The 13,308-nt window shown below is 35.6% G+C and carries 15 protein-coding genes; 13 read left to right on the top strand and 2 right to left on the bottom strand.

Annotation, left to right across the window (positions count from 1 at the left end; translation table 11 throughout):
* Positions 1-230: 230 nt before the first annotated feature.
* From ACI6MV_RS16840 to ACI6MV_RS16805, 8 genes are all read left to right on the top strand, one after another.
* Entirely contained in the window at positions 231-896 is a 666-nt protein-coding gene (locus ACI6MV_RS16840; protein ID WP_407271491.1) for a YneB family resolvase-like protein, read from the top strand.
* 796 nt (positions 897-1,692) lie between these two features.
* Positions 1,693-1,929 carry a DUF896 domain-containing protein gene (locus tag ACI6MV_RS16835; RefSeq protein WP_407271490.1) on the top strand — a complete coding sequence of 79 codons (237 nt, stop codon included), beginning with the start codon at positions 1,693-1,695 and terminating at the stop codon, positions 1,927-1,929.
* Between the two features lie 134 nt (positions 1,930-2,063).
* On the top strand, positions 2,064-4,064 hold the full coding sequence (gene tkt, locus ACI6MV_RS16830) for a transketolase (RefSeq protein ID WP_407271489.1): 2,001 nt from the start codon (positions 2,064-2,066) through the stop codon (positions 4,062-4,064).
* Positions 4,065-4,235: 171 nt separating this feature from the next.
* The gene (gene sirA, locus ACI6MV_RS16825; RefSeq protein ID WP_407271488.1) at positions 4,236-4,658 is read left to right on the top strand and encodes a sporulation inhibitor of replication protein SirA; all 423 of its coding nucleotides are present in this window, start codon (positions 4,236-4,238) and stop codon (positions 4,656-4,658) included.
* 75 nt (positions 4,659-4,733) lie between these two features.
* On the top strand, positions 4,734-4,952 hold the full coding sequence (locus ACI6MV_RS16820; protein ID WP_407271487.1) for a YneF family protein: 219 nt from the start codon (positions 4,734-4,736) through the stop codon (positions 4,950-4,952).
* Between the two features lie 87 nt (positions 4,953-5,039).
* Positions 5,040-5,744: a cytochrome c biogenesis CcdA family protein gene (locus ACI6MV_RS16815; RefSeq protein WP_407271486.1), complete on the top strand. Its 705-nt coding sequence runs from the start codon at positions 5,040-5,042 to the stop codon at positions 5,742-5,744.
* A gap of 18 nt (positions 5,745-5,762) precedes the next feature.
* Positions 5,763-6,188: a Na(+)/H(+) antiporter subunit B gene (locus ACI6MV_RS16810; RefSeq protein WP_407271485.1), complete on the top strand. Its 426-nt coding sequence runs from the start codon at positions 5,763-5,765 to the stop codon at positions 6,186-6,188.
* 38 nt (positions 6,189-6,226) lie between these two features.
* Positions 6,227-6,706: a CcdC family protein gene (locus tag ACI6MV_RS16805; RefSeq protein WP_407271484.1), complete on the top strand. Its 480-nt coding sequence runs from the start codon at positions 6,227-6,229 to the stop codon at positions 6,704-6,706.
* Between the two features lie 141 nt (positions 6,707-6,847).
* Here ACI6MV_RS16805 and ACI6MV_RS16800 read toward each other — a convergent pair whose 3' ends face one another.
* The gene (locus tag ACI6MV_RS16800) at positions 6,848-7,276 is read right to left on the bottom strand and encodes a DUF2621 family protein (RefSeq protein WP_407271483.1); all 429 of its coding nucleotides are present in this window, start codon (positions 7,274-7,276) and stop codon (positions 6,848-6,850) included.
* Positions 7,277-7,579: 303 nt separating this feature from the next.
* Here ACI6MV_RS16800 and ACI6MV_RS16795 point away from each other — a divergent pair, with 303 nt between their 5' ends.
* Complete coding sequence (locus ACI6MV_RS16795; RefSeq protein ID WP_407271482.1) at positions 7,580-8,677, top strand: ATP-binding protein; 1,098 nt, start codon at positions 7,580-7,582, stop codon at positions 8,675-8,677.
* 39 nt (positions 8,678-8,716) lie between these two features.
* Here the strand turns inward: ACI6MV_RS16795 and ACI6MV_RS16790 are convergent, their stop codons facing one another.
* A complete protein-coding gene (locus ACI6MV_RS16790) occupies positions 8,717-8,854 on the bottom strand; it encodes a small acid-soluble spore protein P (protein WP_407271481.1) in 138 nt (45 codons plus the stop codon).
* A 103-nt stretch (positions 8,855-8,957) separates the two neighbouring features.
* On the opposite strand from ACI6MV_RS16790, the gene ACI6MV_RS16785 reads away from it, so the two are divergent.
* The 4 genes from ACI6MV_RS16785 to ACI6MV_RS16770 all read left to right on the top strand — a co-directional run bounded on the left by ACI6MV_RS16785 (position 8,958) and on the right by ACI6MV_RS16770 (position 13,218).
* Positions 8,958-9,200, top strand: a complete 243-nt coding sequence (locus ACI6MV_RS16785) for a hypothetical protein (RefSeq protein ID WP_407271480.1) — start codon at positions 8,958-8,960, stop codon at positions 9,198-9,200.
* 401 nt (positions 9,201-9,601) lie between these two features.
* A complete protein-coding gene (acnA, locus tag ACI6MV_RS16780) occupies positions 9,602-12,304 on the top strand; it encodes an aconitate hydratase AcnA (protein WP_407271479.1) in 2,703 nt (900 codons plus the stop codon).
* A 118-nt stretch (positions 12,305-12,422) separates the two neighbouring features.
* Positions 12,423-13,010 (top strand): TlpA family protein disulfide reductase, encoded by a 588-nt coding sequence (locus ACI6MV_RS16775; protein ID WP_407271478.1) that lies wholly within the window; start codon positions 12,423-12,425, stop codon positions 13,008-13,010.
* A 61-nt stretch (positions 13,011-13,071) separates the two neighbouring features.
* Positions 13,072-13,218: an FbpB family small basic protein gene (locus tag ACI6MV_RS16770; RefSeq protein WP_407271477.1), complete on the top strand. Its 147-nt coding sequence runs from the start codon at positions 13,072-13,074 to the stop codon at positions 13,216-13,218.
* Positions 13,219-13,308: the final 90 nt, after the last annotated feature.

Below are 13,308 nucleotides of genomic sequence, written 5' to 3'. Positions count from 1 at the left end.
AGTTTATACAAACATTCGTTCGAGTAAAACTGTTGACAAGAACCTACGTTCGATTATAATATAGTATATAGACGAACAGAAGTTCTCATTTAAAAGGAGGAGATTAAATTGTTTCATAAACTATCAAAAGTTGATTATTTCTATGTAATTGCATTTATTTTCACACTAGGATTTATGTACTTCTCTATTGGTTAAAAATTCTATATTCATCCAGAAAAGAGGAAACGACAATGAACGCTATTATATATAGTAGAGTTAGTACAACAAAAGAAGAACAAGTGACGTCTCTCTCTCGTCAAAAGCAGGAATTACTATCATTAGCTAAAAGTTATCAAATGGAAGTTGTTGAAGTTATCGAAGAACAGGCTAGTGGCTATGAGATAGAGCGTGATGGGATTTTTCGAATGCTTGATATATTTGCATTAGGAGATGCAGATTGCCTGCTTATCCAAGATGAGACCCGTTTAGGAAGAGGAAATGCCAAGATTGCGTTATTACATCAGTTAGATAAACTTAATATTTCGATTTATACACATATAAATCAAGGTGAGTTACAAATTTCTGAAGCCGATTCCATGGTATTGCAAATTGTCAGTATTGTAGAAGAATACCAACGTAAAATTCACAACGCGAAGATTAAACGTGGGATGCAAAAAGCGATTCAACGTGGATTTGATCCAACCAAAAACTTATCACATCAAAATCAAGGCTCAGGAAGAGAGCGGATTGAGTTTCCAATTAAAGAAGTTATTCGCTTACGAGGAAACAAATTAACTTTTGCAGAAATTGCTGCTACATTAAATGGATTAGGTTATCATGTTTCAAAAGCTACTGTTCATAGAAGGTATAAAGAGTACAAAATGCTTGAATCAAAGGAAAACATTAAGATAGAATAAAAAGACAAGCTATTTACAATATGTAAAATGCTTGTCTTTTTAATTTATTATAAAGTATGTTTTCTTAAAAGTATTGTTACGTACTACAGCTAGGATCCGACGTAGTATAGCAGCAGCAAAAATTGCGATAAGACCTAGGAGACAAGATTGTTTTAGCTATTGGCGGACACCAGAGATCTTATCTGTGACAAAAAGGGTATCATTTCGATTGTACGGCCACTAGCGCGCTTATTTGACTAAAAAGCCCTCAATGCAAGCAGTTTTAAGCAAATAAGGTCTCTCCTGTCCGCCAAATAGTCAAATTTGATATTTCACGCAAAATAAGCACCCAGGTGTCCGTTTTGATCTTGTGCGGCTTCACCTGCGTATCACATCGAGACTGAAAGGGAGTATTTTCCCGCGGCTTAGTATAGTTTTTCAATTGTTGAATTTACTAACAAGATGGTGATTTGGGCTGGCAGTCGGTCCTCGACCGCATTTTCGTTATATGGCGTAATTCGGGGAAGTTAATTCAATGTCCCACGTGAGCAGCACGGGCTGAAGATCCACTAAGAAGTGTACTTGGGGACTGCGATTACTCGCCCCACCAAAACATTTGCTTCTGAGTTAGCTGAAGCCGTGCCTGTTTAAAGAAAAACGCTTTAAATTAGCTAAAGGCGACTGCCTGGAGCGGAAATCACGAGCACTACGTTACGTCGCTTTTTAGTTCAACTATGAAGTTTTTACAAACAACAATCTTTTACGAAATGAGCTATTTTATAAAAGAATGTTAGAGCAAACGATAAGGAGAGTTTGTATGATATCAAAAGCTAAATTAAATAGAATTAATGAATTAGCAAAGAAATCCAAGGGTAGCGGTTTGAATGACAAAGAAAAAGAGGAACAACAAGAGCTGCGTAAAGAATATTTAAAAAATGTTAGAGGTTCGTTTAAAAATCATCTAAAAAACATGAAAGTTGTTGATCCCACCGGAGCAGATGTTACCCCGCAAAAATTAAAGGATTATCAAGACAGAGAAAAATACAACCATTAATATTTTATTTTTTTCGAATAATTGTCATAATTAATAAATAAGCTATAGGTTGTCACTTGTTAATTTAGTCAATTCATTATACGATGATAGATGTACGTACATTTGAAAGTTTAATTGAGAAAGGGGATAAAAAAATGTCTAATGATGTAAAACAATTATCTATTAACACCATCAGAACATTGGCAATAGATGCAATTGAAAAAGCAAATTCAGGGCATCCAGGTCTTCCAATGGGAGCTGCACCAATGGCTTATACGCTATGGACAGAATTTATGGACCAGAATCCGAAAGATTCGAAATGGTTTAACCGAGATCGGTTCGTATTGTCAGCAGGACATGGATCTATGCTACTTTACGGAATGCTTCATCTATCGGGCTATAATGTTACGATTGATGATCTAAAAGGATTTAGACAATGGGATTCAAAGACACCAGGACATCCAGAAGTTCATCACACAGATGGTGTTGAAGCTACAACTGGCCCATTAGGACAAGGGATTGCGATGTCTGTTGGTATGGCAATGGCTGAAAAACATTTATCCGCTAAGTTTAATAGAGAAAAGTATAATGTTGTAGACCACTTTACATATGCAATTGTAAGTGATGGCGATCTAATGGAAGGTATCTCACATGAAACTGCTTCACTTGCTGGTCACCTTGGTCTAGGGAAATTAATCGCACTATATGATTCTAATGATATTTCTTTAGACGGCGAGTTAAATAAATCATTTTCTGAAGATGTAGAAGGCAGATTTAAAGCATACGGCTGGCAAGTAATTCGAGTAGAAGATGGCAATGATACAGATGAGATAGCAAAAGCACTACAACAAGCAAAAGCTAATACAGAACAACCTACATTAATCGAAGTTAAAACGGTTATTGGTTTTGGTTCACCTAATAAATCTGGTTCATCAGCTTCACACGGCGCTCCATTAGGTGCAGATGAAATAAAGTTAACTAAAGAATTTTATGAGTGGACACATGATGATTTTCATGTGCCAGAAGAAGTTTATAGCGATTTCAAAGAAAAAATTCAAGATCGTGGACAGAAAACTCAAGCAGAATGGGATGAACTTTTTAACGAATATAAACAAGCGTATCCTGAACTAGCAACTGAATTGCTTCAAGCTATGAATAATGAATTACCTGAAGGCTGGGATAAAGAGCTTCCTGAATACGAAGCAGGTAAAGATACATTAGCGACTCGTGCTTCTTCTGGTGAAGTATTAAATAGTATTGCTAAGGCAGTTCCGAACTTTTTCGGTGGAAGTGCAGATCTTGCTGGCTCGAACAAAACAACCATAAAAGATGGTGGCGATTTCTCAAAAGAAAACCCTGCCGGAAGAAACATTTGGTTTGGTGTTCGTGAATTTGCGATGGCTGCAGCTGTGAATGGTATGGCTCTTCACGGCGGACTAAAAGTTTTTGCAAGTACATTCTTTGTATTTAGTGATTATCTTCGTGCAGCAGTTCGTTTATCAGCAATCATGGACTTACCAGTTACTTATGTACTAACTCATGATTCTATAGCTGTCGGAGAAGACGGGCCAACACATGAGCCTGTCGAACAATTAGCATCCTTAAGAGCGATGCCAAATCTTTCCGTAATACGTCCTGCAGATGGAAACGAAGCACAGGCTGCGTGGAGATTATCGCTTGAATCAAATAAGTTACCAACCGTTCTTGTTTTAACAAGACAAAACCTACCAACATTAGCAGGTACGGCTGAAAATGCCTATCAAGGTGTTAAAAAAGGTGGATATGTGGTAAGTCCTGCAACGAAAGAAACTCCTGACGCCTTGTTAATTGCAACTGGTTCTGAGGTTCAGCTAGCTGTTAAAGCACAAGAACAGCTTAAAGAGAAGAACCTTGATGTTAGTGTTGTTAGCATTCCATCATGGGATCGTTTCGCGAAACAAGACCAAGCATATAAAGATAAAGTACTACCACCAACGGTTAAAAAACGTCTTGGTATAGAAATGGGATCATCATTCGGCTGGGAACGCTTTGTCGGAGATGAAGGAAAAATCTTAGCAATCGACACATTTGGTGCTTCTGCTGATGGCGATAAAGTTATGGCTGAATATGGTTTTACTGTTGAAAATGTAGTAAAACAAGTAAAATCACTTTTCTAAAAAAATATGAATCACAGTTTAGCCCTTGGCAGGCATCGGTGTTTTGCCTGGGGCTAATTCCTTGTTTTCTTTATGCGTGAACTGACAAAACTTGAGGGTTTATTTACTAGATTGTGACAAGTTTTTCATGCATATTTGTGTATAATATTCTTCAAAATAGGAGGAATATATATGCATAAATACGCTATGTTTTGGATCAAGGAAGAATTCTGCTATCAATACTATTATAAATCTGATGTGCTTCATCGCTTTTTAAATCAATGTTTAACTAATAGATCTATTGTATTAGATACGCAGTTTAACTACGTTACGCAACCAATTTCATTTACACAACTTTTGAAGCACATAAAAAATTTTCACCTTCACATTAAAATAGATCAAGATGGTAACACGATGACATTAAAAAAACATGGACAATCTCTTTGTATACATATAGAAGAACGTTACTTAATGATTGATTGCAATACGGTTCAGGAAGCTGATAATTTATTGTTTCAACCATTGATTTCATTTCACCGTAACTTTTTTATTATCGAAAAAGGTACAATAAATAATGGATGGATTGCTCCTGCTAAAAAAGAAATGATTCTTTAAGATTCGACAACTATTGTATTATTTTGTTGGATTTACTATACTGTATTAGAGAAGATTGAAGGAGGAAGGCTTTACATGGCGATTTGGCTTGGTGTGCTTATTGCAGTTATTACTTTAATTGCAGGTGTAGCGCTTGGATTTTTTATTGCAAGAAAATATATGATGAATTATTTAAAGAAGAACCCACCAATTAACGAGCAAATGCTTCGAACAATGATGATGCAAATGGGACAAAAACCATCACAGAAGAAGATTAATCAAATGATGCGTGCAATGAATAATCAAACGAAATAAATTACGCATTTTCATACATAAATCCCTTGCACAGAGACGTGCCAAGGGATTTATGTGTATCACTTATATATAGTAGGGGGATCTATTTTGGCTGAAATAAATATGTTTATCGCATTTGGTGCTGGTTTTTTATCGTTTGTCTCCCCTTGTGTTTTACCACTTTTTCCAGCTTTTCTTTCTTATATTACAGGCATGAGTGTTAATGATATAAAAGAAGAAAAGGCAATGTTAAACTATAAAAGTGTTTTACATACAATCTTTTTTTTAATCGGTTTTTCAAGCATTTTTATTTTGTTAGGGTATTCCACTTCCTTCTTAGGAAATTTTTTGTTTGAATGGCAAGATTTAATTAGACAAGTCGGAGCTATCTTAATTATCTTTTTTGGTCTTGTTATCGTTGGGATCTTTAACTTTAAGTTTTTAATGAAAGATCATAAAATTACTTTTAAGCACAGACCATCAGGTTATTTTGGGTCGATTTTGATAGGGATGGCTTTTTCTATGGGATGGACGCCATGTCAAGGACCTATTTTATCTGCGGTACTTGCTTTAGTAGCTAACAATCCTGACACAGGTGTGGTTATGATGATCGCCTATTCATTAGGTTTTTCTATTCCTTTTCTAATTTTAAGTTTCTTTGTTGGGAAAATGAATTGGATAAGAAGACACGCACCACTTCTTGTACAGGTTGGAGGATACATGATGATTCTGATGGGTATAGCTCTATTCTTTGATTGGATGACAAAACTTACGTCTTTTCTAGCAATATGGACTGGGTTTACAGGCTTTTAAAAGGGAGGGGTGCGAGATATGCTAAAGAGTAATGACTTAATTTTGAGAACTACGACAATTTTTATAGCATTTATTTTATTTGGCTTTTCCATCTATTTATTTTTAGCTGGTCATAGCGCTCCTGGTGGTGGATTTATTGGTGGATTAATGACTGCAGCTGCCATCGTGTTAATGTATATGGCCTATGGATATGAAGCAGTAAATAAAATTCTACCAATTAATTATCGTTATGTAACTCCAATAGGATTGCTGATTGCTGTCTTAACTGGTATGGGTTCCTTTATATTTGATCAACCGTTTCTCAGTCATACTTTTGGGTATTTTCATATACCTATCTTTGGCGAAATAGAGTTGGCTACTGCTATGCTGTTTGACCTTGGAGTATATTTAACAGTAATTGGTGTTACGATGACGATTATCTTATCAATCGCCAATGATCGCTAGTTAGATTAATCATAACAATATTTGAGAGAGCTGATATAATGTTTTGGGCAATTATTAGTACCATTTTCGCTGCATTCATGGCTGTAACTATGCTATTCGTTCGATTGCGTGCTTCAAAAAGACCTGCCAGTGTTGCTAAGATTATATTGCCCCCATTGTTTATGAGTACAGGGGCATTCATGTTTTTATTTCCAATCTTCCAAATTCATTGGAAGCAAGGGCTAGAAGCTTTATTGGTAGGAGCAATATTTTCCTTGTTATTAATCAAAACATCCAATTTTGTTATAAAAGGAAACGATATATATTTAGTACCTTCAAAGGCGTTTATTTATATACTACTTTCTTTATTAGTGGTTAGAATTTGCATTAAACTTGTTGTAAGCCAGTCCGTACCATTAGGCGAGACGGGTGGAATGTTCTTTTTACTCGCATTCGGAATGATTTTGCCATGGAGAATAGCTATGCTTGTAAAATATAAAAACCTAGAAAAAGTAACAAAAACACAGAGCGCCGTTTAGAGATGTATGAATGCGGGAGAATTCTCAAGTAACTAACGAACAGTCGGTCATATACAAAACTGACTCGAAGGTTACCCGTTTCCATTTAGTTTTCTAATAAATAAAAAACAATCTATACAAAAATAGATTGTTTTTTTACGTTTATTGTTCGAATAATGGTAAATAAGGTGTCACGTCGATATTTTCTTCTTCGAGCTTCTTTTTTAAAAATTTATGATCACGTTTTGGAGTAGCAAGGATATATCCTTCAATTAGTAAGTCTTTCGTAATCTTATTACTTTTTTTGGTGAGTGCTAATTCACCAATTTTTGCAGCTATTTTTTGTCTAGCTACATCTCTAAATATATCTGGTACAGGAGAGACTAATTCTTCCAACAAATGTTTTTCTGTAGCCTTCCACATATGTTTCGTTTCACTTACATAATATTCTTCCCAGTCTATCATCGATTTACCGTCTTCCTTTGGCATTCTCTTTAAAAATTTTCGAAACATAAAAAATCCGCCAATTGCGAGTAAACTTATTAAAATAAATGTCCAGGCAACAATAAAGACCGAGAAACTGACTGACATAAAAACCACCATGCTTTCATTTGTTTACGTTTATTATATGATTACTAGTCCACAAGTTTTAATTTCAATTTTTTTATAGTAATATTACTAATAATTGCATACTTTTGTCATTAATTCATAGTTTTTTAATATATATGTATTAAAATAGCAATTCTCATAGACTATTGTTCTTGTTTTAATGCAAATATTTAACGTCATTATAAAAGGATGATCAGAAAAGCGCAAGCATATTAAACAAGTTAAATCTACACTGTCCAACATGGCTTACATTGAAATTCCTGTAAAAAGGAGGAGGAAGGCGTATTGAGTACGAACAGTAAAAATAAATTTGTTCAAAACCGAACAAATCAGGAGCGCGCCATTTCTGATTTCACTAAACTGCCGTCAAATATATTGAAATGGATTGATGAAAACGGGTTTGATATTGTTTCAATAGTCGATCTCAGAGGTACAATTACATATATTTCTAAAGCCGTTGAAAAGATATTAGGTTATAAAACTGAACAACTTATAGGTGAAAGAGCAAGTGATTTTCTTCCTCCAAAACAAAAAGACAATTTTTCAATTAGTTGGCTTAGAAAGAACAACCCCAAGAATATAAATATTAACATTCGTAACAGTTACGGAAAATACTTGTGGTGTGAAGCTGTTATATCTCGAATTCGCGACCATCATTCGCGAAGATATCAATACGTCTTGCTTATCAAAGATAGTACAGATAAGAAAGAAGCAGAAGAGATTATGATTCGCTCAGAGAAAATGTCAATTGCAGGACAGCTTGCAGCAGGTATTGCTCATGAAATAAGAAATCCATTAACCTCTTTAAAGGGATTCCTACAATTGCTTGAGGCAGATGATGTTCAACATAAACAATATTTCAAAATAATGATTGATGAAATTAACAAAATAGATACTATCACTTCAGAATTATTATTTATTTCTAAACCAATGACCAATGATAAAAATCATGTACTTGTTTCGAGTATGATTGATGATGTAACTACTTTACTCCGATCACAAGCAAACATGCAAAATATATCAATTGAATTAGTGCATCATACAGATGTCGTAATTTATTGTGATCGTTCTCAAATTAAACAAGTACTTATTAACTTAATAAAAAATGCTATTGAAGAAATGACTGCCGGTGGAACTATTAAAGTGGTTTTAAAATGTAGGAATAATATGTGTGAAATAGAAATTATTGATGAAGGTCCCGGAATTGCGCAACACATGATACATAAAATAAAGGAACCTTTTTATACAACAAAAAAAGATGGTACTGGGTTAGGATTAATGATTTCTAACAAAATTGTCGAAAATCATCACGGTAAGCTTGAAATTGAATCAACAGAAGGTTTTGGTAGTGTTTTTCGGATTGTTTTACCTATAAAAGTCTAAAAAATGGTGTTGCCTCCATTTTAGGAGGCAACGATGGTGCTACATATCATGTGAAGCACCTTTTTTTTGTCTACTATGGTTTCTGTTCTTTACTTTTTTCGAGCCACTCAAAGGCTCATTTGGTTGGGGGTCGTGGTTATTTTTATGATTTTTAGTATCAGGTTGTTTTTGTGGCATAGAGTAAAACCTCCTTCATTTTCTATAATTCCGTATGACTCGTTCGTTTATGCATGAATGGAACAGATTATGATGTGAAAACTATAAGTGAAGGAGGGTTTTCATGTCTAATCTTTATAATAAGCAACAAGCCGATCAATTCAATTTGGAAGAAGTGCAAGAGAGCACAATAATTCCAGTTCATCAAATGAACTATCGGACAGAGCTGTCACATGTTAAAAATGAATTAAATCAAGCATATGAGCAAATAGAAGAAGCTCTAGCTGTTGCAAGTGATCAACAACTAAATCAATTACTCGACTATAAACATGTGTTAGATGAATTAAGACAGCAAGTAAATCTTTAGTCTAATTTTAAAAATAATACGTGTGTTTTAAAGTGGCTAGGACATGTCTAATGATACCAAACTCAAATGCGAATAATTAACTTCTTTAGCGTAGGAAATATACGCAGACTCCTGCGGGAGAAAAGGGCATCGGTGATCCGCCACAGCGCGTTAGCACGTGGAGGATCACCAGCCTCCCGCGGAAAGCGAAGTATAATTCTGGAGCATGGGTTAATTCGGATTTGATTTAAGTATGATTAATTTTGTTTCAGTCTTTTTTCTTCTATTTTTTTCAGCGAATTATTTTACTTATAAACCGATTTCATTTAAAATATATAGGTGCAGAATATAAAGAAAAGCTAGTCATCGGGGATGGAGAGATCGGTAACCGATACAAATTAATAAGGGGGTAACGTTTCTTTATGGCAAAAAATGATGCTTTTCAAGCGAAAAAACAATTTGAACTGAATGGAAAAACGTATAACTACTACGACCTTAAAACGTTAGAGGAAAAAGGGCTTGGTGACATTTCACGTCTTCCTTTCTCAATCCGAATCCTATTAGAATCACTTGTCAGACAATATGATGGACGAGTAATTAAGGACGAGCATATTGAAAGTCTTAGTAAATGGGGCAAAACGGAAGCGAAAGATGTTCCTTTTAAGCCGTCACGTGTAATTCTTCAAGATTTTACAGGAGTACCTGCGGTTGTTGACCTTGCATCTTTAAGAAAGGCAATGGTTGATATGGGAGGATCTCCAGACAAAATCAATCCTGAAGTACCAGTGGACTTAGTAATTGACCACTCTGTACAGGTTGATCGATATGGAACTGCGGATGCGTTAAATGCAAACATGGAGTTAGAGTTTGAACGTAACGCAGAACGCTATCAATTCTTAAATTGGGCACAAAAAGCATTTGATAATTATCGTGCCGTGCCACCTGCTACAGGTATTGTACACCAAGTTAACTTGGAGTACATAGCAAATGTCGTGCATGCAATTGAAAATGAAGCGGGCGAATATGACGCTTTTCCAGATACCTTAGTTGGTACAGATTCTCACACTACGATGATTAATGGTCTAGGAGTGCTTGGTTGGGGTGTAGGTGGAATCGAAGCAGAGGCTGGCATGTTAGGTCAACCTTCTTATTTCCCAGCTCCAGAGGTTATAGGTGTAAAGTTTACTGGTAGTTTTCCAAATGGAACTACAGCAACTGACCTTGCGCTTAAAGTGACACAAGTACTACGTGAGAAAAACGTTGTTGGTAAATTTGTCGAATATTTCGGACCAGGATTACAGGATATGCCACTTGCAGACCGTGCAACAATTTCCAATATGGCACCTGAATACGGGGCAACGTGTGGGTTCTTCCCAGTTGATACAGAAGCTCTAAATTATCTTCGTTTAACTGGACGAAGTGAAGAACAAATCGCTTTAGTTGAGGAATACTGTAAACGAAATAACTTGTGGTATTCTCCAGATCAACCAGACGCGGATTTCACTCAATTAGTTGAAATTAATTTATCTGAGTTAGAGCCGAACTTATCTGGTCCAAAGCGTCCGCAAGATTTAATTCCATTATCAGCAATGAAGGAATCATTTAATAAAGCAATTACTGCTCCTGCAGGTAACCAGGGCTTTGGTTTAGACAAAAAGGAATTTGATAAAGAAGTGAAGATTGACCACCCAAGTGGTAAATCATCAGTAATGAAAACCGGTGCGGTTGCTATTGCGGCAATCACTTCTTGTACAAACACATCTAACCCATATGTAATGTTAGGTGCAGGTCTACTTGCTAAGAAAGCAGTAGAAAAAGGGTTAGAAGTACCAGCCTATGTAAAAACATCATTAGCACCTGGTTCAAAAGTTGTAACCAGATACCTAGAAGATTCTGGTCTTATGACATACTTGAATGATCTTGGCTTTAATCTTGTTGGTTATGGTTGTACAACATGTATCGGTAACTCTGGGCCTTTGTCTGATGAGATTGAAGAAGCAATTGCGAATAATGATCTTACGGTATCATCTGTACTATCAGGTAACCGTAACTTTGAAGGTCGTATTCATCCATTAGTTAAAGCTAACTACTTAGCTTCACCACCATTAGTAGTTGCTTATGCACTAGCTGGTACTGTTGATGTTGACTTGAACAAAGAACCAATCGGTAAAGATAATGATGGTAATGATGTATTCTTTAAAGATATCTGGCCAACGATGGAAGAGATTCGCGATGAAGTGGCTAAAGTCGTAACACCAGAAATTTTCCGTAAAGAGTATGAGTCTGTATTTGATTCAAATGAAAAATGGAATGCAATTGAGACGACAGATGAACCATTGTATAAGTGGGACGATGAATCAACTTATATTGCAAACCCACCATTCTTCGAGGGATTATCTAAAGAAGCTGGAAAAGTGGAAGCATTGTCTGGTTTACGTGCAGTAGGTAAGTTTGGTGATTCTGTAACAACTGACCATATTTCACCAGCTGGTGCAATAGCTAAGGATATGCCTGCAGGTAAATACTTGCAAGAAAAAGGTGTTAGCCCACGTAATTTCAACTCATACGGTTCTCGTCGTGGTAACCATGAAGTAATGATGCGTGGTACGTTCGCTAACATTCGTATTAAAAACCAATTAGCGCCAGAAACAGAAGGTGGTTATACGACTTACTGGCCAACAGAAGAAGTTATGCCAATTTATGATGCTGCAATGAAGTATCAACAAGATAACACAGGCTTACTCGTTATGGCTGGTAAAGATTATGGTATGGGATCTTCTCGTGACTGGGCTGCAAAAGGAACTAACCTTTTAGGAATTAAAACGGTTATCGCTGAAAGTTTTGAACGTATTCATCGTTCAAACCTAGTAATGATGGGCGTATTACCTTTACAGTTCCAAAAAGGAGACAGTGCTAAATCACTTGGATTATCAGGAAGAGAAACGTTTGACGTTAGAATTGATGAAGACGTTAAGCCTCATGATTTAGTTATGGTAACTGCTACAGATGAAGACGGTAAAAAGAAGGAATTTGAAGTTGTAGCTAGATTCGATAGTGATGTAGAAATTGATTACTATCGTCATGGTGGTATTCTTCAAATGGTGCTTCGAAATAAATTGAAGTAATTATTAAACGAGCAGCTCAGGTACCTGAGCTGCTCGTTCCTTGATTTCGATTGTTTGGTATAAATAGGACAACTTTTATGTAAACTTATTAAAAGTGATTCCTTAAGGATGTGAATAAATGATAAAAAAGATAGTAGCTTCTGTCCTTTTAATAACATTAGTTGCTTTTGTTGTTTACAGTTTGACGGAACGGTTTGGTGATAATTCAGGTACTGATGAAACAGAGCTTGTTTCTTCACAAGAAGGAACAGCTATTACAGCTCCTAATAGTAATGATGTACTCGACAAAGGTACAAGAGCTCCCGATTTCACGCTTTCTACAATTGATGGAGAATCTGTATCATTATCGGATTATCGAGGTAAGGTAGTATTCTTGAACTTTTGGGCCACATGGTGTGGACCTTGTAAGATGGAAATGCCTGAAATGGAAGAATTCCATCAGGAAAATGATGGAAACGTTGAGATTCTTGCAGTAAATGCTACACAGTCAGAAATACAAGGGGTTGAAGAGGTTAGTAATTTCTTACAAGCAGCTAATGTAACTTTTACTAACGTATTAGATCCTGAAGCAACTGTGATTAAAGCATTCAATGTTGTTGGACTACCAACTACTTACATTATTGACAAAGATGGTGTTATACAAGAGATCATGAAAGGACCAATGACTTTAGAATATATGGAAAACACGTTCAATGAACTGAATTAATACTTATATTTTTCTGAAAAATGGTAATCCTTTAACTAATGAGTGAAAGGAGAGGATTACCATGTCATTACGGAAAAAGCCTAGCTTTGAAGAACTTGTAAATAAAAATAAAACAGAAATATTAACAGATGATTCTTTATTAGATGAAATTGATGAGAAAATTGAAAATCGCTGGCATGAAGCGATGAAAGCAAATAAGTTTGATTAGTGTAGAGATGGTTGTGACCATTTATTTTTTGTTATTTTTTTTGAAAATTATTGCGTAAAATAGCTAAACTCCGTCGTAACTTGGAAAGTA

The organism is Radiobacillus sp. PE A8.2, assembly GCF_045635475.1.
In the GTDB taxonomy this organism is placed as follows: Bacteria; Bacillota; Bacilli; order Bacillales; family Amphibacillaceae; genus JBJGXI01.
The sequence above is the reverse complement of the archived record's forward strand: the minus strand, read 5'-3'. Positions and strand labels throughout refer to the sequence as shown.

What these genes read in the sequence shown, in the direction of transcription:
- tkt (WP_407271489.1), top strand. Translation starts at nt 2,064, where the DNA reads ATGTCTAATGATGTAAAACAATTATCTATTAACACCATCAGAACATTG.
- sirA (WP_407271488.1), top strand. Translation starts at nt 4,236, where the DNA reads ATGCATAAATACGCTATGTTTTGGATCAAGGAAGAATTCTGCTATCAA.
- ACI6MV_RS16800 (WP_407271483.1), bottom strand. Translation starts at nt 7,276, where the DNA reads ATGTCAGTCAGTTTCTCGGTCTTTATTGTTGCCTGGACATTTATTTTA.
- ACI6MV_RS16835 (WP_407271490.1), top strand. Translation starts at nt 1,693, where the DNA reads ATGATATCAAAAGCTAAATTAAATAGAATTAATGAATTAGCAAAGAAA.
- acnA (WP_407271479.1), top strand. Translation starts at nt 9,602, where the DNA reads ATGGCAAAAAATGATGCTTTTCAAGCGAAAAAACAATTTGAACTGAAT.
- ACI6MV_RS16810 (WP_407271485.1), top strand. Translation starts at nt 5,763, where the DNA reads ATGCTAAAGAGTAATGACTTAATTTTGAGAACTACGACAATTTTTATA.
- ACI6MV_RS16785 (WP_407271480.1), top strand. Translation starts at nt 8,958, where the DNA reads ATGTCTAATCTTTATAATAAGCAACAAGCCGATCAATTCAATTTGGAA.
- ACI6MV_RS16805 (WP_407271484.1), top strand. Translation starts at nt 6,227, where the DNA reads ATGTTTTGGGCAATTATTAGTACCATTTTCGCTGCATTCATGGCTGTA.
- ACI6MV_RS16840 (WP_407271491.1), top strand. Translation starts at nt 231, where the DNA reads ATGAACGCTATTATATATAGTAGAGTTAGTACAACAAAAGAAGAACAA.
- ACI6MV_RS16820 (WP_407271487.1), top strand. Translation starts at nt 4,734, where the DNA reads ATGGCGATTTGGCTTGGTGTGCTTATTGCAGTTATTACTTTAATTGCA.
- ACI6MV_RS16790 (WP_407271481.1), bottom strand. Translation starts at nt 8,854, where the DNA reads ATGCCACAAAAACAACCTGATACTAAAAATCATAAAAATAACCACGAC.
- ACI6MV_RS16770 (WP_407271477.1), top strand. Translation starts at nt 13,072, where the DNA reads ATGTCATTACGGAAAAAGCCTAGCTTTGAAGAACTTGTAAATAAAAAT.
- ACI6MV_RS16775 (WP_407271478.1), top strand. Translation starts at nt 12,423, where the DNA reads ATGATAAAAAAGATAGTAGCTTCTGTCCTTTTAATAACATTAGTTGCT.